The sequence below is a fragment of the Rhodospira trueperi genome (assembly GCF_900101965.1).
Lineage (GTDB): Bacteria > Pseudomonadota > Alphaproteobacteria > Rhodospirillales > Rhodospirillaceae > Rhodospira > Rhodospira trueperi.
In genome coordinates, this window is the sequence record NZ_FNAP01000019.1 from 1 (window position 1) to 17,862 (window position 17,862).

General features: G+C 68.8%; 15 protein-coding genes and 1 tRNA gene. 3 read left to right on the forward strand and 13 right to left on the reverse strand.

The annotated features are described in order from the left end of the window. The first annotated feature begins 174 nt into the window (after nucleotides 1–174). Nucleotides 175–250 (forward strand) — tRNA-Glu (locus BLS85_RS16895). A gap of 501 nt (nucleotides 251–751) precedes the next feature. Here BLS85_RS16895 and cydC read toward each other — a convergent pair. From cydC to BLS85_RS16920, 5 genes are all read right to left on the reverse strand, one after another. Further along, entirely contained in the window at nucleotides 752–2,458 is a 1,707-nt protein-coding gene (cydC, locus tag BLS85_RS16900) for a thiol reductant ABC exporter subunit CydC (protein ID WP_092787918.1), read from the reverse strand. Then, nucleotides 2,455–4,227, reverse strand: a complete 1,773-nt coding sequence (gene cydD / locus BLS85_RS16905) for a thiol reductant ABC exporter subunit CydD (RefSeq protein ID WP_092787919.1) — start codon at nucleotides 4,225–4,227, stop codon at nucleotides 2,455–2,457. Before cydD ends, cydC begins: the two co-directional genes overlap by 4 nt. Nucleotides 4,228–4,340: 113 nt before the next feature. Beyond that, complete coding sequence (gene cydX / locus BLS85_RS16910; protein ID WP_092787920.1) at nucleotides 4,341–4,451, reverse strand: cytochrome bd-I oxidase subunit CydX; 111 nt, start codon at nucleotides 4,449–4,451, stop codon at nucleotides 4,341–4,343. Between the two features lie 29 nt (nucleotides 4,452–4,480). Continuing rightward, nucleotides 4,481–5,635 (reverse strand): cytochrome d ubiquinol oxidase subunit II, encoded by a 1,155-nt coding sequence (gene cydB / locus BLS85_RS16915; RefSeq protein WP_092787921.1) that lies wholly within the window; start codon nucleotides 5,633–5,635, stop codon nucleotides 4,481–4,483. A 25-nt stretch (nucleotides 5,636–5,660) separates the two neighbouring features. Beyond that, nucleotides 5,661–7,256: a cytochrome ubiquinol oxidase subunit I gene (locus BLS85_RS16920; protein WP_092787922.1), complete on the reverse strand. Its 1,596-nt coding sequence runs from the start codon at nucleotides 7,254–7,256 to the stop codon at nucleotides 5,661–5,663. A 745-nt stretch (nucleotides 7,257–8,001) separates the two neighbouring features. On the opposite strand from BLS85_RS16920, the gene BLS85_RS19510 reads away from it, so the two are divergent. Then, nucleotides 8,002–8,181 (forward strand): hypothetical protein, encoded by a 180-nt coding sequence (locus BLS85_RS19510; RefSeq protein WP_092787923.1) that lies wholly within the window; start codon nucleotides 8,002–8,004, stop codon nucleotides 8,179–8,181. Between the two features lie 418 nt (nucleotides 8,182–8,599). Here BLS85_RS19510 and BLS85_RS16930 read toward each other — a convergent pair whose 3' ends face one another. From BLS85_RS16930 to BLS85_RS16965, 8 genes are all read right to left on the reverse strand, one after another. Next, nucleotides 8,600–9,301 carry an NAD(P)H-binding protein gene (locus tag BLS85_RS16930; protein ID WP_092787924.1) on the reverse strand — a complete coding sequence of 234 codons (702 nt, stop codon included), beginning with the start codon at nucleotides 9,299–9,301 and terminating at the stop codon, nucleotides 8,600–8,602. Beyond that, nucleotides 9,285–9,887: a heme utilization cystosolic carrier protein HutX gene (gene hutX / locus BLS85_RS16935; protein WP_245699275.1), complete on the reverse strand. Its 603-nt coding sequence runs from the start codon at nucleotides 9,885–9,887 to the stop codon at nucleotides 9,285–9,287. Before hutX ends, BLS85_RS16930 begins: the two co-directional genes overlap by 17 nt. Further along, nucleotides 9,820–11,262: a heme anaerobic degradation radical SAM methyltransferase ChuW/HutW gene (hutW, locus tag BLS85_RS16940; RefSeq protein ID WP_218128484.1), complete on the reverse strand. Its 1,443-nt coding sequence runs from the start codon at nucleotides 11,260–11,262 to the stop codon at nucleotides 9,820–9,822. The genes hutX and hutW overlap by 68 nt, the downstream gene beginning before the upstream one ends. Next, nucleotides 11,259–11,600: an antibiotic biosynthesis monooxygenase family protein gene (locus BLS85_RS16945; RefSeq protein WP_092787925.1), complete on the reverse strand. Its 342-nt coding sequence runs from the start codon at nucleotides 11,598–11,600 to the stop codon at nucleotides 11,259–11,261. Before BLS85_RS16945 ends, hutW begins: the two co-directional genes overlap by 4 nt. 26 nt (nucleotides 11,601–11,626) lie before the next feature. Beyond that, a complete protein-coding gene (locus BLS85_RS16950; protein ID WP_092787926.1) occupies nucleotides 11,627–12,412 on the reverse strand; it encodes a heme ABC transporter ATP-binding protein in 786 nt (261 codons plus the stop codon). A gap of 61 nt (nucleotides 12,413–12,473) precedes the next feature. Continuing rightward, nucleotides 12,474–13,592 carry a FecCD family ABC transporter permease gene (locus BLS85_RS16955; protein ID WP_218128485.1) on the reverse strand — a complete coding sequence of 373 codons (1,119 nt, stop codon included), beginning with the start codon at nucleotides 13,590–13,592 and terminating at the stop codon, nucleotides 12,474–12,476. Then, nucleotides 13,589–14,479, reverse strand: coding sequence for a heme/hemin ABC transporter substrate-binding protein (locus tag BLS85_RS16960; RefSeq protein WP_092787927.1), 891 nt, complete (start codon nucleotides 14,477–14,479; stop codon nucleotides 13,589–13,591). The genes BLS85_RS16955 and BLS85_RS16960 overlap by 4 nt, the downstream gene beginning before the upstream one ends. 7 nt (nucleotides 14,480–14,486) lie before the next feature. Continuing rightward, entirely contained in the window at nucleotides 14,487–16,619 is a 2,133-nt protein-coding gene (locus BLS85_RS16965) for a TonB-dependent hemoglobin/transferrin/lactoferrin family receptor (protein ID WP_176793859.1), read from the reverse strand. A 445-nt stretch (nucleotides 16,620–17,064) separates the two neighbouring features. Between BLS85_RS16965 and fldA the strand changes: the two genes are divergently transcribed. After that, nucleotides 17,065–17,547 (forward strand): flavodoxin FldA, encoded by a 483-nt coding sequence (gene fldA, locus BLS85_RS16970; RefSeq protein WP_092787929.1) that lies wholly within the window; start codon nucleotides 17,065–17,067, stop codon nucleotides 17,545–17,547. Nucleotides 17,548–17,862 lie beyond the last annotated feature (315 nt).

Consider the following 17,862-nt stretch of genomic DNA (forward strand, 5'->3'; position numbering starts at 1 on the left):
CATCAAGACTACCCGCAAGGTCGCAGGCTGGGACCCCGCCATCATTGCCCAGCTCATTGCAGACCCGGTTCATTAACCTGGACTCGTTGCCGTGGTTTCGGAGCAGAAACCCCTTGCCAGCCGGTCGTCGAATGGGCTAGACACGGTGCCCCGGCGCGATCCGGCCGGCCTTGGGTCCCCTTCGTCTAGAGGCCTAGGACACCGCCCTCTCACGGCGGCAACAGGGGTTCGAATCCCCTAGGGGACGCCAATAAAATCAAAGATATAGCAGCCGCCCTCGGGCGGTTTTTCTTTATTCCGCACGAAAACGCCCTTAACGAGCGCGTCTGGGCGAATGCACTCGGGGGCGGAAGGACGTCCCGAAACACCCGTCAGAAGCCCCATTCATCGCGGTGACGGGGATAACCGGCCGTGCATCGCCTGCGGGAAAGCGCATCAATGTCGAAGGGCGGCGTGACCATGCCCGCAGCGAATCACGAACCGCAAGTTCGCGCAACCAAATGTGAGTCGCGACGCAGCCACCGCCCGCATTTCTGCCCCGGTTGCCAAAATCCACGATAGTACCCTGTTATCGCTCACAAAGCCCTGATCCGCCCAAAACCCGGTGACGGAGCCGGGTCTAACGATTTGAGTTTGGGCGGATCGCCCGGACGTTGGCCCCGATGACGCTTGCGGGTATCGGAAAGAGTGTCGACCCCCTGCTGTTTCAGCGGTCAGGAAACGCGGCCCCCTCACGGTCCCCCGTTGCCGGTCAAACGGCGCAGCGTTCCAGGAAGTGACGGAAGGGACCCTCGGTTCGGGTCAGTGCCCAGGGATTGCCCGCCTCCAGCACCCGGCCGCCATCCAGGTACAGCACCGTATCCATGCGGTCCAGCCCGGCCGGCCGGTGGGTGATCAGGACCACGGCCTGCCGGCGGGCCTCGGCGGTGGCCAGCACGCGGTCAAGAACGGCCGCCTCGGCGGCCGGGTCCAATCCCTCGCCGGGTTCGTCCAGGACCAGGACCGGCGCCGGGGACAGCAGGGCGCGGGCGATCCCCAGGCGCCGCGCCTCGCCCCCGGACAGGGGGCGTCCGCCGCGTCCCAGGGGCTCGTCCAGGCCCAGGGGCAAGGCCGCGAGCCAGTCCACCAATCCGGCCGTGGCCAGCGCGTCCCGAAGCGCGACCTCCGTTACCGCCGGATCGCCAAGCGTCAGATTGTGGCGCAGGGTCTCGGACAGCAGCACCGGGGTCTGCGGCGCCACGGCGAGCCGCAGGCCTGTCGTGCCCTCGATGGTGCCTGTGTCCGGTCGCAGGTCCCCGGCCAGGATCGAGACGATGGAGGACTTGCCGGCGCCGCTGGCGCCGACCAACCCCAACCGGTCCCCAGGGGCCAGCGTTAGGGAGACGTCCTCCAGGGTAGGGCGGCTGGCGCCCGGCCAGCGCGCGGTCACGCGGGTCAGGCGGATCGGGGCCGGTTCGCCCCTAGGCTCGGTCCTCGCGTCGGGAGGGCTGGCCTTCGGCGTGGGGCCGGCGAGCGCCCGCACGCGGTCCAGGGCCGCCGTCACGGCGCCCACCCGCTGGAGCGCCTGGGGCAGGGGAGACAGCGGGTCGAATGCGGCGAATCCCAGGAAGGCCAGCATCACGAGCGCATCGGGCGCCAGGGTCCCGCCGATCACCAGGGGGGCTCCCGCCACGACCACCGCCCACAGCGTCACGTGGGCCGTCACGGGCAGCAGGGCGAGGCCAAGGGAGTCCTGGTGGGCGGCACGACGCCGCGCCTGCCGAAGAGCCGCGTCCCGCGCGGTCAGGGCGGCCTGGGTGCGCGCCAACGCGCCGAACGCGAACACCTCGTCCCGCCCCTCGACCACATCCGCCAGACCCATGGCCAACGCGGCGCGGGCCGTGATCGCCTCCCGCCCCGGCCGGCGACCGGCAAACGCGAGACCGACCGGCACGGCTCCGCCCCCGACCGCCAGCCCGAGAGCCACCACCACCGCCACCGGCGGCGCGATCCCGGCGGTGTGGACGATCACGGCCAGGGCGATCACCAGGGCCACGACGATGGGGCTGAACAGCGACAGCACGGCGCCTTGCAGGGTCTCCAGGTCGCTGCCCAGGCGGGTCGCGGCGTCGGCCCCGCGCGGAAAAACCGGATCCTGCGGCGAGCGCCGGCTCAGGTGGGCGAACAGGTCGGCGCGCGTGCGGCCGATCAGGCGCAGGATGGCCTCGTGGGTGACCAGCCGCTCGGCATAGCGTCCGCCCGCGCGCAGGATGGCGCAGCCCCGGATCACCGCCGACGGCAGGAAGTAATTGAACGACGCCCCGGCCGCGCCGGCCAGGGCCATGCCGGTGATGAACCAGCCCGAGACCGCCAGCAACACCACATTCGCCAGCGCGGTGACCATGGCCAGCGCCAGGCCGGCCAGGATCCACAGGCGATGCCCGCGCGTGAACCGCACCAGGAACCCAAGGCGCGTCATGGCCTGGTCCCCTTCCCCGACGGGGCCGCCAGCGCGGCCGCGACCAGCGGCGACCTGGCGCCCATCAGGCGGGCGAAGGCGCCCTGGCGCGCCTGGGAGAGGTTCGCAAAGGACCCCTCCTCCACGATGTGTCCGCCCTCCAGCACAAGAATGCGGTCCGCCCCTTGCAGGGTGGACAGGCGGTGCGCCGCGATGACGACCGTACGGTCCGCGCGCAGACCGTTGAGCGCCCGGATCAGGGCCTCCTCGCTGGCGTGGTCCAGGCTGGCCGAGGGCTCGTCCATCAGCACCAGCGGCGCGTCGGCCAGCAGGGCGCGGGCCAGCGCAAGCCGGCGGATCTCGCCGCCGGATAGACCACGACCGCCCTCGCCCAGGGGGGTCGCGAGGCCCAGCGGGCGGGCGGAGACCACCGCCTCCGCGCCCACCCGGCGCAGCGCCTCCCACAGCGCGGCGTCGGGGGCATCGGGGGCGCCCAGGCGCAAGGCGTCGGCGATGGTGCCGGCGAACAGGCGCGGAGCCTGGGGCACCCAGGCCGGCCGGTGCCGCCGGGGATCAAGCGGATCGCCGTCGACGAGGATGCGCCCGCCCGTGGGATGCAGTACCCCCCGCAACAGAGCCAGCAGGGTGCTCTTGCCGCCGCCGCTGGCCCCCACCAGGGCCGTCAGGGTCCCGGGCTCCAGCGTCACGGAGAGGTCCGTCAGGATCGGCGCCGTTTCTGCGGCGGCATAGGCGAAAGACACATGCTCCAGGACCACGCGCGGGGCGGCCCCGGTCACGGGCGCGGCGGCAATGGTCTCCGGCGGTGTGGCCGGTGTGCCCCGCAGCACCGGAGCCAGCCGCTCGGCGGCGGCCAGCGCGTCCATGCGGGCGTGGTACTGGGCGCCCAGCGCGCGCAGCGGCAGGTAGAACTCCGGTGCCAGCAAAAGGATGAACAGCGCCCGGTCGTAGTCCACCATGCCCCACAGCAGCCGGAAGCCCAGGAAGACCGCCACCAACGCGACCCCCAGCGTGGCCAGGATCTCCAGCGCCAGGGCCGACAGAAACGCCACCCGCAGCACCTTCATCGTGGCGATCCGGTAGCCCTCGGCGGCGCGCGCGATGCGCATCCCCTCGCGGGCGGTGGCCCCGAACAGCCGCAGCAGGGGCAAAGCCTGCACGGCGTCCAGGAAGGCGCCCGACAGGCGCGTCAGGACCGCCCACTGGGCCACATTCAGGCGTTCGGCGCCGGCGCCGATCAGGATCATGAACAGCGGGATCAAGGGCGCCGTGACCGCCAGAGTGAGGCCCGATATCCAGTCCAGCGGCAGCACCACGGCCAGGATCGCCAAGGTCAGGACGGCGGCCTGGGCGATGGCCGGCAGATAGCCCGACAGGTAGGGCGTGAGGGCTTCCACCCCATCGGTGGCCAGGGTGGCGGCCTCGGCCGGGGCCAGCCGACCGGCGGACCCGTCGGCCGTCGGGGCGGGATGGGTGAGCGTGGCGAACAGGTCCCGGCGCACGCGCGCCTGCGCCGCCAGCCCCAGGTCGGCGGCGACGACGCCGGCGGCCCAGGTGGCCAGCGCCCGCCCGGCGATCAGCCCGGCGGCCAGGATCCACAGCGTGGGATCGGGGGCGCCGTGGCCGAAGACCAGCCGATGCAGCGCCCCGGCCAACAGCGCGGCGTTGGCGATCATCAGCCCGCCGGCAAGGGCGTTCAGGGCGTAAACGGCGATCAGGCGGCCCCTGACGGCGGGCAGCAGACCGACGAGGGGTTCCGGGGCGCGGGTCATGACATCCCGCCTCTCGGGTGGACGGAAGGGAACAGGGAAGACTTACGGGCCAGATCAACGGGTCGGACACGGACGGGCACCAGCCGATGAACTGGTGCCCGTCCGGCGCGGACTCACGGATCCAGCGGCCCGGCGTCGGTTTCCTCGGCCTCCAGCCACATGACGTTGATGATGCCGACCGCCAGGGCCGTGCTCAGGCCCAGAAACCACGTGAAGTACCACATGGGAATAACCTCCTCCGCAAGGGCGTGTCTTAGTACGCGCCGGACCCCCGGCGTTCGATGTCGTCCTCGGTGACCACGCCCCACATGCGGGCGTAGCACCAGACCGTGTAGATCAGGACCAGCGGCAGGAAGATCACCACCGCCCAGAACATCACCGTCAGGGTCAGGTGGCTGGAGGTGGCATCCCACGCCGTCAGGCTGGAGCCGGGATCGGTGGTGGACGGCAGGATGAACGGGAACATGGACACTCCGGCGGTGAAGATGATCCCGGTCAGGCACAGCGAACTAGACACGAAACCCAGCCCGGGCCGGCCAATGCGGCTGAGGGCCATGGCGCCCAGGGCCCCCGCGAAGCCGACCACCGGGGCCAGGATGGCGGCCGGATAGTCGGTGTAGATGCGCATCCACCCGCCGGGGACGGTGGTGACCTCCTTGGCCAGCGGGTTGGGCAGGGCATCCAGCGGCGGCTGGCTGACGATGCGGAAGCCGTCCATGCCGAAGGCGACCCACAGCCCCGCCAGGGCGAAGGCACCGACCGTCACCGCCCCGGCGATCAGGCCGGCGGTGCGCGACCGCTCAGCCACGGCACCGTCGGTGCGCATTTGCAGCCACACCGCCCCGTGCATCACCAGCATGGCCAGACTGACCACGCCGCACAGCAGGGCGAACGGGTTCAGCAGCGGCAGCAGGGCGGTCAGCAACGACCCTTCGTAATGGGGCCGCAGCAGCGCATCCAGATGGAACGGCACGCCCTGCAACAGGTTGCCGAAGGCCACGCCGAAGATCAGGGCGGGGATGGCACCGCCGGCGAACAGCCCCCAATCCCAGGTCTTGCGCCATTTTTGGCTTGTCAGCTTCGACCGGTAGTCGAAGCCCACGGGCCTGAAGAACAGGGCGAACAACACCAGCAGCATGGCCATGTAGAAGCCGGAGAACACGGCCGCGTAAACCGCTGGCCACGCGGCGAAGATGGCGCCCCCGGCGGTGATCAGCCACACCTGATTGCCATCCCAGTGCGGACCCACGGTGTTGATGACCACCCGGCGCTCGCCGTCGGTCTTGCCGACGAAGGGCAGCAGAGTGCCCACGCCCATGTCCATGCCGTCGGTGATGGCGAAGCCGATCAGCAGCACGCCGACGAACAGCCACCAGATGAATTTGAGGACTTCGTAATCGAGAATCATGACCGGTCCCTTTCCTTCGTCCGTATCATTCCGCCGGCTGGGCGCCGGGATGGACCGGGGCGCCGGAGGCCGGGCCGGTCTCGCCGTGGTAACGGCCCGTCCCCAAGGTGGCCGGACCCTTGCGGGCGAAGTACACCATCAGGACCATCTCGATCACCAGCAGGCCGGTGTAGAACAGCAGGAAGCCGCTGATGCTGAAGATCAGGTCGCCCGTCGTCAGGCTGGAGGTGGCCAGGAAGGTGGGGAGCACCTCACCGATCGCCCAGGGTTGGCGCCCGTACTCGGCCACGAACCATCCCACCTCGCAGGCGATCCAGGGCAGCGGAATGGAAAAGACCAAGGTCCACAGCAGCCACCGCTGTTTGTGGATGGTGCGGCGCATGTTGAACCAGAACGCCAGCACGATCAGCGCCAGCATCAGGAACCCGAGGGCGACCATGATGCGGAAGGTCCAGAACAGCGGTGCCGCCGCTGGGATGCTGTCGCGCGCGGCCTGAGCGATCTGAGCGTCGGTGGCGTCGGCCGGGTCGGCGACGTAGCGCTTCAGCAGCAGACCATATCCAAGGTCGTTCTTGTGTTCCTCGAACAAAGCCAGGGTTTCGCCGGAGGCGGTGCCGGCCCGGATCTCGTCCAGCGCCTGACTGGCCAGAATGCCGCTGCGGATGCGCTCCTCGTGCTCGGCCATCAGGTCCTTCAGGCCGGTCACTTCCTCGGTCGCCGAGCGGGTGGCGATCAGGCCCAGCACCCAGGGGACCTGGACCTCGACGTCCTTTGTCATGGTCTCGTCGTTGGGTAGGCCGAACAGCGTGAACGGCGCCGGCGCTTCGGCCGTGTCGTACTCCGCTTCGATGGCCGCCAGCTTGACCTTCTGGACGTCACCCATTTCATAGCCGCTTTCGTCGCCCAGCACGATCACCGACAGGATGGAGGCCAGACCGAACGCGCAGGCCACCGAGAACGACCGTTTGGCAAACGCCAGATCGCGGCCCTTCAGCATGTACCAGGCGCTGATGCCCAGCACGAACATGGTTGCGGTGACATACCCGGCGGCGACGGTGTGCACGAACTTCACCTGGGCCACGGGATTCAGCACCACCTCGGCGAAGTTCGTCATCTCCATGCGCATGGTTTCGGCCGAGAACTCGGCCCCGACCGGGTTCTGCATCCAGGCATTGGCGACCAGAATCCACAGCGCCGACAGGTTGGACCCGAAGGCGGTCAGGAAGGTGACCGTCAGGTGTTGGCGCTTGGACAGCCGGTCCCAGCCCAGGAAGAACAGGCCGATGAAGGTGCTTTCCAGGAAGAAGGCCATCAGGCCCTCGATCGCCAGGGGTGCCCCGAACACGTCGCCGACATAATGGGAGTAGTAGGCCCAGTTGGTGCCGAACTGGAATTCCATCGTCAGCCCGGTTGTCACGCCAAGAGCGAAGTTAATACCGAATAATTTTCCCCAAAAACGGGCCATGTCGCGATAGATGACCTTGTTCGTCATCACATACACGGCCTCCATCATGAAGACGATCCATGATAGTCCGAGCGTCAACGGAACGAAAAGAAAATGGTACATCGCCGTTAGGGCGAACTGCCACCTCGACAACTCAATGAACGTTTCGTCGAACATGGGTAACTCCTTGAACGGAATGGGTCCGTCCCGTTTCGGTTGTTTCTGACCGAACGCAACTCTTTGAGATGTGTGTCGGCCGAGGCAAGGCCTCGGCGAGGATCGATCTGGTCCGTTGCGGATTCGCTAACGCGCCTCGTCCACTTTCAGTATTTTTACGTTAGAGTAATTGATATTTGTGGCTCGGTGCGCCGATCCCTCGCCGAGAGGCGTTCGGACCCGTCTCGCGCTGATCGAATGCGAGGATGACGAAAGCCCGCCGCATTTGGCTCGGCTCGCCCTCGAGCCTCTGGCTGCCCAGATGAAGGGATGCGACGAGCCGATCCACATCTGGTGGTTTTGCGGCGAAGGGTCGGCCGTGTCCCGCATGCGTGCTATTGCGACTAACTCGCAAATCGAATACCGTCACGGCGTTTAGGGATGTGGCGCCGGAGACTCCGTCACGTCCTTCCGTGAAACCGGAACCCCCCCTTCGGCGACCGGGTCTCAAAGGACCTTCGGCCCGGTCGCCGCCTTTTCCCGGTGTCGCGGTTTGATCCCGATCCGACAGGACCTAAGGAGCCGCCCCCCGATGACCGACGTCCCGCCATCGCACCGCCCTCTGCCGTCTTCAACGGAACCATCCAACGTCAGGGTTCATCCGGCGTCACATCGCCAACAGGAGACGCGTCCCGCTTCTCGCGCAATCGACCCCAAGGCGGAGGCCAGGACCCGACAGCGCGAAAAGACTCGGGCCAAAAACGCCATGGTGGTGTCCCTGGGGGCGCTGGTCTTCACCGGATATCTGTGCGCCCGGGGCAGCCGGCGCGACACCGACTCCGCCCGCATGGCTCACATGGTGGCCGGCGTCGCCCTGCTGGGTGCCTCCTACTGGCACACGACCCTCTACGGCCCTCGGAATGGTGGGGGTGGAAGCCGCGCATGAACCGGCCTTGCGGCCTTGTTCGGTCCAGTCCCGACGTTGCCGCCGATCCACGCGGAGACCTAATCATGGCTCTCGCCGTCGTTCCCTTTCCCCGCCAAGGCGGCGAGCCGGGCCGCCACGCCCGTGTTCTGCTGGACGCCGCCCGGGCCTAGCGGCGCCCGTCCACTCCGGGTGACCCGTTTCCCGACGCTCGATTCCCCGACACTCCCTTCCCTGACGACATCGTCCGACGGATGGGCGCGGCCGGACTGCTGAACGCGCTGGCGTCCCGGGCCGGCGTCCGAGACCCGGTGGCATCCGGATGATGACCTTGATGGCGATCTGGATGCCGACCTGGATGTCGACCCTGGCCCGGACCCCGCGCGCCTCCTCGCCGCCGAGTGACGCGCGTCGAGACCGAACCGGGCATCGCGGTGTCCTATTCCACCGGCACCCGAAACGCCTCCACCGGGTCGGGCGGGCCGGTGAGGGTCGTGCGGTCGAGGGCCGAGAGCGTGCGGTCGATGCTGCCGGGCGTCTCCAGGCACAGCAGGATCAGGGCCGCCAGATCGGCACGGCCGATGCGCCCATGAACGCGCGCGTCGTCGAACAGAACGCCCTGCCCGTTGGCCGGCTGCGCCAACAGGCCGCCCGGGCGGATGATCGTCAGGTCGAGCCCGGCGGCGCGGGCGTGCTCTTCCGCCCGTGTCTTCTCCTCCAGAACGGCGCCGATGGCCGCCAGCAGTCGATCGGAGGCGAAGGCGCGACTGTCGCCCGCGCCCAGCGAGGACACCAGTACCAGCCGGCGCAGGCCCATGGCGACCATGCCGTTGACCACATTGGCGGTGCCCGCGTGGTCGGCCGACGCCCCGACCGGTCCACCGCCCAGGGTGCAGACCACGGCGGCGCCGGTCCCGTGGACCCGGAGCATTCCGGCCACGTGCGTCTCCTCCAGGGCGTCGCCGACGACGACGGTGCACCCCAGGTCCATCAGACCTTCCAGGGACGATGTCGGGCGCGCCAACGCGAAGACTTCCCAGTCCCGCTCTCGAGCCAGCCGGGCGACCTCCAGGCCGGTGCCGCGCGTGCCGCCGAACAGGAGCAGGCGACGGGGCGTGGACGCATCAGGCGTCGTTGTCATGACCGGTCTCGCCCTCCATCGCCAAGCGGTCTCGCAGCGCGACGAAGCGCGCCACCTGATCGGCCCGCAGCGCGCGGGTTTCGTCGCGTCCGACGAAGATCTTGACCATCACGCCACCATCCCTGTTGAAGAGCATAATCGCGTGGCTGTCGGAGCCCATGAAGGGCCGACTGACAAACTGAATGGCACCGCACCGATCGCGGCGAATGTGTCCGCCGATCGGCCCCGGGCCGCGCAGATTGAAATATCCGTGCCCCTCCTGGCCCACGGGGAGGGCCCCCCGGCACTCCAGGATCAGGTCGGCCGTGTGGACGATGACCATCACCTCGCCCCAGTCAGCCACGTCGTCCATGACCGCCTGAAAATGCGCGCCGTCGACGCGGGCACCGGTGTGCACCGGCAGGCAGCCGGCGACGTCGCGCGGGGTGAGCCCGTGCTGGGTCGCGATGGCTTCGATGACGCCGTCCGTGGACTCCTGGAACCGCGCGCGGATGACCTCCAGGACGTCGGCGCGTGGATCATCCGGTGACAGGGGAACGATGGTGTCGGTCGGCGGTGGGGTGCGGGTCGCGGTTTCGGTCATCATGGGGTGTCAAGTCCTTTCGGGTGGCGGGCGTGGGGGCGGGTGGCGTTTTCGGCTCGGTCGTCTCGTCTCGTGTCAACGCCATCAGGGCGCCGATCAGGTTGGGCTGCCAGAACCAGCCGGCCCGGGTCAGGGCAACACCGCCGGGCGCCGGCGTGACCAGTCCGGCCTCGGTCCAATGGTCCAGCAGGGGCGCCAGCCGGGCGGCGAACCCGGCGCCGGCCAGTGCGGCCAGCCGCTCCGGCGCGATCCGGCCGCTTTCCAGACTGGCGGCGATGGCGGCGCGGGCCGGCGGTTCCGGGGCTGGCGCGAACAGAGCGGCCAACGGCTTTTCGTCGGCGGCGATGCGGCGTTGGTAGGCGGCCTCGTCTGGATCCAGGCGATAGCGATGGCCGGCCAGCAATCCGCCGGCCCCGGCCCCAAAGGCCAGACAGGTCGCCTGCTCCTTCACGAACTGGTTGTAGAGGTTCCGTTCCCGACTGGTACGCGCCCAGTGCGCTTGGCTCAGGTGGTGCCACCCGGCCGCGTCGAGCAGGTCCAGTCCGGTCCCGTAGAAGCGCGCCTGCTCCGGCAGCGTGGGCGCCGCCGGCAGGGATCCCTTGTCGATCGACAGGGCCAGCGGGCTGTGCGGCACCAGGGTCAGCGCGTACAGGTCGACGCCGTCAAGCTCCAGGTCGATGGCGGTGCGGACGTCCGCGTGCCAGCTTTCCAGGGTTTGGCCGGGCAGGCCATAGATCAGGTCGCAGATCACCGCCGCGCGGTCGTGCGCCCGCAGGGCGGCGAGGAACCGTTCGGCCGTCTCCCGATCGGCCTTGCGGCCGAGCCGGCGGCGCAATGCCGTATCGAAGGTCTGGATGCCGATGGAAAACCGGTTCGCGCCGGCGTCCAGACAGGCCGCGACCTTGTCGTCGTCGAACCCGTGCACCCGGCCCTCAACGGTGATCTCGCAATCCGGGGCCAATGGAAGGGACGCGCGCGCCGCCGTGATCACCGCGTGCAGGTCGGCCGCGTCGAGGGCGGTCGGCGTTCCCCCGCCCAGGTAGACGGCGTGGATCGGCCCGGTCGCCTGGGCGGGACGGTCGGCCTCGCGGTGCAGGTCGCGCACCAACGATGCGGCATACGACGCGGAAAACCCGTTCCGGGCACTGTGCCGGTAAAACCCGCAGAACAGACAGTGATTGTCGCAGAACGGGACGTGCAGATAGGCCACGGTCTTGCCGGAGCGGGGGATGCGCAGCAGCGCTTCCCAGGTGGCCGCCGGATCGTCCACCGGCAGCGGGCGGCGCGCGAACCAGTGCGACCCGCGCCGCTCGGGAAACGCGTCCGTCAGCGGGTCGCCGCCGATGCGGGCCCGCGCCACGTCGGGGATCGCCGTCACGGGGTTCCTCCGTCAGGGATGGCCTGGACCACCGTGAACCCCTCGAACCGGGGGCCGCCCTTGAGCATGTCGCGGGTACGGCCACCCTCCTTGTGGGTGTCCCGGAACGCCTGCGAGCGGGTCCAGGCGTCGAAGTCCGCCTGGGAGCGCCACACCGCATGGCTGGCGAACAGAACCGTCTCGCGGGCTTCGTCCGCGTACTCCGGCGCCAGCCGCAGAAGCCGGAACGACACGAACCCCGGCTGGTCCGGCAGTCGGCTTTCGCGGGTCCGCCAGACGGCCTCGAACGCCTCGGCTTCGCCCGTCAAGACTTCAAAACGGTTCATCGCAATGAACATGGTCTGCCTCCGTGATTGCGATCAGGCTAGGCCGGCATGATTTGCGGCGTGCCGCGCGTGGGATGGCGCGCCACCGTGACCGGCAGGCCGAACACATCGCCGATGGTGGCTTCGGTCATCACCGCCGCCACCGGCCCGTCCGCCGCCACCCGGCCTTTGTCGAGCACCACCACCCGGTCCGCGTACTGGGCGGCCAGATTGGGGTCGTGCAGCACCGCCAACACGCAGACCCCTTCGTCCGCCAGCCGGCGGGCGAAGCGCATCAGAACGTGCTGGTGCATCAGGTCGAGCGTGTTGGTCGGCTCGTCCAGCAACAGGACGCGGCCCGCGCCCGCCTCCGCATCCTCCGGCCAGATCTGGGCCAGCACGCGGGCGAGCTGGACCCGCTGCCGCTCGCCACCCGACATGGTCGGATAGACCCGGTCCACCAGGTGCATCGCATCCATGGCCCGCAGCGCCTCGAGCGCGACGGTTGCGTCCCGATCTCCGGTGGAGACGCCGGCATGGGCGGCGCGGCCCATCAGCACCACGTCCAGGGCGCGGAACGGAAACGACAGCGTCGAAGCCTGCGGCAGCACCGCGCGGCGCCGGGCCAGGGCCGCCCGGGGCCATTCGGCGAGCGGTCGGCCGTCAAGACTGACGCGCCCGTCGTCGGGGGCCATGGCGCCGGACAGCAGATGCAGCAGGGTCGACTTGCCCGCGCCGTTGGGACCGATCAGGCCGGTCAGCGTGCCCGTCGGCAGGTCCAGCGAAACGCGATCCACGATGGCACGTTGACGGCGGATGACCGTCAGATCGTCAGCACTCAACATGGCGGTCCCGTCTCCTGTCAGAGTCCTCTTCACCACACATCCTCGTCACCACAGACCCCCGTCACCAAAGACCAAGGCCGCGCCGACGAAGCAGCAGCCACAGGAAAAACGGTCCGCCCACACAGCTCGTTAGGATGCCGATGGGCAGTTCAGCCGGCAGCACCAGGGTGCGCGCCAACAGGTCGGCGAGGAGCAGCAGGCTCGCCCCGAGCATCAGGGAGGCCGGCAGCAGCACGCGGTGATCCGGCCCGATGGTCAGCCGTACCAGGTGCGGCACGACCAGACCGACAAACCCGATCACGCCGGTCAGCGCGACCGACGCTCCGACGGCCAGGGAGGACAGCACCACCACCAGCCGCTTGGTCCGTTCCACGTCCACGCCCAGATGCAGGGCTTCGGTTTCGCCGAACAGAAGGGCATTGAGCGGCCGGGCCAGCACCAGCGCCAGCAGCGCCGGCCCCAGCATCAGCGGTGCGGCCCACAGCAGGCGGTCCCAGGTCACGCCGCCCAGGCTGCCCAGCAGCCAGAAGTTCAGGTCGCGCAGGGCCTGGTCGTCGCTGATGAAGACCAGAACGCCGATGGCGGCCCCGGCCACGGCGTTCAGCGCGATGCCGGCCAGCAGCATGGTGGCGACCTCTGTGCGGCCGTCGTGGCTGGCGATGCGGTAGACCAGCGCGGTCACCGCCAGTCCGCCGCCGAACGCGGCCAGCGGCAGGAGCAGGTCGCGGCCGACCATGCCCAGTCCGAACGGCAGTGCTCCGCCCACCACGATCACCACGGCGGCGGCCAGGGCGGCGCCGGTGGACACGCCGATCAGGCCGGGATCCGCCAGCGGATTGCGGAACAGGCCCTGCATGGCTGCGCCCGCGACGGCCAACGCCGCCCCGACCAGGATCCCCAGCAGCGCCCTCGGCAATCGCAACGACCACAGGACGGTCTCCTGGACCGGCGTGTGATCGGTCAGGGCGCCCAGACCGATCCGCGCGGACAGAACCGACAGAGCGTCGAGCGGCGGGATGGCCAAGGCGCCGATCCCGACCGACAGCAGGACAGAGGCCGCCAGAAGGGCCGCCATGCCGACCAGGGCCAGGCGCGTGCGCGCCTCCCGCCGGCGCATCCAGGCCGCCGGATCGGTGTCCGCGCCGTCGATGGCAAGGCTGGCGTTCAGGGTCCCCGTCATCGGGCCGCCATCCGCTCGGGGTGCAGCGCCTTGGCCAGCGTTGCCATCGCGTCCGGTGTGCGCGGGCCGAAGCCCAGCAGCATCAGCGCGTCCATGGTCACGAGGCGGCCGTCGCGGGCCGCCGGGCTGGTGGACAGATCCGGGCGGGAGAGGACAGCCTCGGCCCCGCCCAGCGCCTCCAGCGAGTGCTCGGGCACCACAATGACGTCCGGTGCCGCCTTGACCAGCGCTTCCGGCGATAGCGGCTTGAAGCCGGTGACGTCGTCCGGCGTGATGCGCCCGCCGGCCATGGCGATGATCGCCGCCGCTGAGGTCTCGGCGCCGGCCGCCAGGGGCGCACCGCTTCCCATGGCAATCATCACGAGCACGCGAGGACGCTTGGTGACGCCCTCCAGGCGCGCCGCCACCGCGTCGTGGGCCGTCCGGATCTGGCCGGCCAGGGTCTCGCCGGCCTCCGCCATGTCGAGCGCGGTCGCGACCCGCCGCACCTTGTCAAGCACACCGTCAATGCTGGGGACATCGGGCACCGTGACAATCGGAACGCCCGTGTCGTGCAATTGGGCCACCACCTTCTCCGGGCCGGCGTCCTCGACCAAGAGCAACAGGTCGGGATCAAGCGCCAGGATCGGCTCGGCCGCCAGCCGGCGCATGTACCCCACGTCCGGCAGATCGTCGGCGGCCGGTGGGTGGGTGCTGGTCGCGTCCACGGCGACCAGCCGATCCTCGGCGCCCAACGCGTAGACGATTTCGGTCACCGCGCCGCCGACCGAGACGACCCGGCGCGGCCCCTCCGCGCGCGCCGAGGTGACCGAACCGACCCCCAGAACAAGGGCGGCGAGAAGCAGGGCGCGGGCTACCGCGCCCCCGGTACGACGATCAGGTCTCATGCTGTCCTCACCACGCCAAGCTGTACTGGACCATGGCCTTGAAATTGCGGCCCGCCTCGCTGACGCCGGTGTAGACGCGCGAATAGTCCTCGTCGAACACGTTATCGATGCCCAGGTCGACGCGCAGGCCTTCCAACAGTCCGTCGGACGGCTGATACACGGCATAAAGGTCATGCACGTCGTAGGCGTCGCGCTCCTCGTCCGGGTCGTCCACCTTGTCGAAGTAGCTCGCCAGCTTGGCCCGCCAGCCCACCAGCGCGTCGACCTCCGGCAGCTTCACGCCGGCGTCGAGGGTCACGGTGTTGGGAGTCAGCGCCCCGAGCTTCTCGCCCGTCTCGCTGTTCTCGCCGTCGATGGAGGCGAAGCCCAGGCTCAGGCGGATGCGGTCGGTCTCGTAGCGGCCCTCGATCTCGGTCCCCCACAGGAAGGCGTGCGGAACGTTGGTCGAGGTGGTGGTGCCGTCGCAGGCGCCGGGACGACCAAAGCACTGCCAACCGAGGGCCGGCTGATTGACCGACAAGTCGATGAAGTCCTCGCCCCACTGGCGGAAGTGGGAAACCTTGACGTTCAACATGTCGCGCGGGGCGAACACGTCCTCAAAATCCACTCCGGCGCCGAACTCCACCGTGCGCGTGGTCTGCGGCTTCAGATCCGGATTGGGGATGAAGCGGTTGACGATCGTCGTCGGCCCCATCGGAATCTGGAAGTGGGTGCCGGTCAGGTACATCTCGGTGAAGGTCGGCGCGCGGAACGCCTCGCCGTAGTTGGCGAACACCATGGCCCAGTCGGCGGGCCGATACGTCACGCCGAAGCGCGGCGACAGCCGGCTCTCGACCGTGTCGCTGTCGGCGACATCGCTGGACAGGTCGTAATGATCAAAGCGCAGGCCCGGCAGAAGATACACCTCACCCGGCAGGCCCAGCGGGCGCGTCAGGGTCAGTTCCGCTTGGGCGAACACGCCGGCAAATGTGGCCTCGGCGTCGGGCGCGCCGGCGCGCGGTTGGCCGTTGGTCGCGCCCTCCTGGGTGTCCTGATAGGCCTCTCCGCCATAGGTCAGGGTCAGGTGGGTATCCTCGCCGAACGCGAACCGGCTGCGGTTCTCGGCGCGCAGACCAATGGTCTCCACGGTCCGTTCGAGCAACTCGCCCACCGGGCCGGCGCCCAGGCCGTCCAGCCGCACTTCGTCCACCGTGGTTCGGTTGTAGTAGACGACCGCGTCGAGGTCGATGAGGTTGTCGTCGGGATTGTCGTAGCTGTAGGCAAGGCGGACGGTGTCGTTGCCCGTGGCTTTCTCGACGAGGCCCTGTTGCCCCTCGCCCTGGCCGTTGTTGGGTTCCTCGGCATCATTCGAAAAGTGTGAGAACGAGGCCTCGATCCGGTGGTCCCCCAGGTCGATGCCACCCTTCAGAAGCCCCGACAGAATAGAATCGTCGGCGTCGTCCAGGGTCTCGCCGCTGCCCAGTTCGATCGACCCGGAGGTCCGGCGGGTGACGCTGCCCAACAGATCGACGCCGTCCAGGGGGCGGCCGTAGGCCGTGGTGGTCACGGACCATTCGTCATTGACAGTCTGCCCGCCAAGGCCGGTGGTCACGCCGAACGTTTCACCGGGGTCGAGGTAGTCGTCGACCTCGACCGTGCGAAACGCGATCACGCCGCCGGTACCGCCGCTGCCGTAAAGGGAGGAGGCGGGTCCGCGCAGAACCTCGACGCCGCGCAACAGCGACGGATCCAGGAAGAACCGCCCGTCGTGGCCGCCGTCCAGGGTCTGGCGAGCGCCGTCGAGCAGGATGACCACGTCGGCGCCGGAAAAGCCCCGGATCGACGGCACTTCGCCGGTTCGGCGCGGGCCGCCGGAAAAACTGACGTTGGGCACCAGCTTCAGGACATCGTCCGGCGTCGAGGGCTGAAGGGTGCCCAGGTCCTCGCGGCCGATCACGCTGACCATGCCGGGGTAGGCGAACGGGTCGATCTCGTTCCGTGTCGCGGTGACGGACACCGTCGGCAGGCGCACCGCCCCCGCGGTCGTCGCGATGCTCTCGTCTGTGGTCTGGGCGTGGGCGTGGGACGCCACCATGACACCGCCCAGAAGGCTCAAGGACAGGGCCAGACGCTCAGGTCTGGGCCGTTGACTGTGGACCATCAGTGTCACTCCAACCTGGACCCGCACCGGTTCGGACGGAAGGGGGCCTCGTTGCGCTGTAGAGTGACGAGCGATAATGCGCCGCATTCGCATGTGCAATCAGAATTTGGACCAAATATGTTGATTGTGAGAACAATCACGACAAAAAGCGAAATTAAGAGACCCAACGTGCGAGTTGGGTAAAGAAAGGTATAAGAACATAACTGGCAAAAAAGTCAGTCAATCATTTGGCGGATATCTGGTACGTGTCAAAACCCAGTCCAAAGATGGGTCAATATCCGACATTCGTGCTTGTGTCTCTTGCAGAAAATTCGAGCGTCACACGCATCGGATTGATGGGGCTCATTTGCAGATGCGTCGCATTTGCGTTAACGCCTGGGTGGAACGCGGACCGCAAAGGGCCGCACCCGTTCCGTCCGTCCCAACCCGAGGCGAGGTCCAACCGATGACCGTCACAGTGATTTACGGCTCCGACGCCGGGGCCACACAAGCCGTCGCCAACCGCATCGCCGCGCGCCTTCAGGGCCGCTCCGTCGACATCAAGACGGCCTCCGTCGCGGATTTCGAAACCGCGAGTCTGTTGATTCTCGGCTGTCCGACATACGGGTTGGGCGATCTTCAGTCCGATTGGGACGACCACTATCACCTGCTGGAAGAGGCCAACCTGGCGGGCAAGCGGGTGGCGCTGTTCGGCACCGGTGACCAGTTCACCTATCCCGACACCTTTGTTGACGCCATGGGCATCCTCTACGACACGGTCGTCGAACGCGGCGCCACCGTGATCGGCTTCACCGACACCGGCGGCTACGATTTCACCGCGTCCTTCGCCGAGCGCGACGGTCGGTTCGTCGGCCTCGCTCTCGACCAGGATCAGCAACCGGGCAAGACGGAAGATCGCATCACCAACTGGATCGCGAGCCTCGGCTAGCGCCGATCACACCAGCATGTCGATGCCCCCCGTCGCATAACGACCGGGACGCCACGGGTCGCGGACCGCCCGGGGGATGCATTCCGTCAGGAATTCTGTGTTCCAGGGACCGGCGGCGGTCGCGCCCGTGACGCCGCGGTGCGTCTTGCCCGGCTTATGAACGACGACTCGGCGCCGCCCCTGCTCATCCATGCCGCTGCTCTCGAGTTTCTGGCCTGGCATCTCGACGCCTGCCGGCCCGGCTCCGGGAGCGGGGCCGTGACCGGCTGCGAGCGAAGGCTGCTCATGGCGGCGCGCCTGCCCCCGCCCCCCGAG

Excerpts from the sequence above, each read along its gene's own strand:
- BLS85_RS16960 (WP_092787927.1), bottom strand. The coding sequence starts at position 14,479 with ATGAGACCTGATCGTCGTACCGGGGGCGCGGTAGCCCGCGCCCTGCTT.
- BLS85_RS16930 (WP_092787924.1), bottom strand. The coding sequence starts at position 9,301 with ATGACAACGACGCCTGATGCGTCCACGCCCCGTCGCCTGCTCCTGTTC.
- BLS85_RS16955 (WP_218128485.1), bottom strand. The coding sequence starts at position 13,592 with ATGACGGGGACCCTGAACGCCAGCCTTGCCATCGACGGCGCGGACACC.
- fldA (WP_092787929.1), top strand. The coding sequence starts at position 17,065 with ATGACCGTCACAGTGATTTACGGCTCCGACGCCGGGGCCACACAAGCC.
- BLS85_RS16945 (WP_092787925.1), bottom strand. The coding sequence starts at position 11,600 with ATGTTCATTGCGATGAACCGTTTTGAAGTCTTGACGGGCGAAGCCGAG.
- cydC (WP_092787918.1), bottom strand. The coding sequence starts at position 2,458 with ATGACGCGCCTTGGGTTCCTGGTGCGGTTCACGCGCGGGCATCGCCTG.
- BLS85_RS16965 (WP_176793859.1), bottom strand. The coding sequence starts at position 16,619 with ATGGTCCACAGTCAACGGCCCAGACCTGAGCGTCTGGCCCTGTCCTTG.
- cydD (WP_092787919.1), bottom strand. The coding sequence starts at position 4,227 with ATGACCCGCGCCCCGGAACCCCTCGTCGGTCTGCTGCCCGCCGTCAGG.
- BLS85_RS16950 (WP_092787926.1), bottom strand. The coding sequence starts at position 12,412 with ATGTTGAGTGCTGACGATCTGACGGTCATCCGCCGTCAACGTGCCATC.
- cydX (WP_092787920.1), bottom strand. The coding sequence starts at position 4,451 with ATGTGGTACTTCACGTGGTTTCTGGGCCTGAGCACGGCCCTGGCGGTC.
- cydB (WP_092787921.1), bottom strand. The coding sequence starts at position 5,635 with ATGATTCTCGATTACGAAGTCCTCAAATTCATCTGGTGGCTGTTCGTC.
- BLS85_RS16920 (WP_092787922.1), bottom strand. The coding sequence starts at position 7,256 with ATGTTCGACGAAACGTTCATTGAGTTGTCGAGGTGGCAGTTCGCCCTA.
- hutX (WP_245699275.1), bottom strand. The coding sequence starts at position 9,887 with ATGATGACCGAAACCGCGACCCGCACCCCACCGCCGACCGACACCATC.
- BLS85_RS19510 (WP_092787923.1), top strand. The coding sequence starts at position 8,002 with ATGGTGGTGTCCCTGGGGGCGCTGGTCTTCACCGGATATCTGTGCGCC.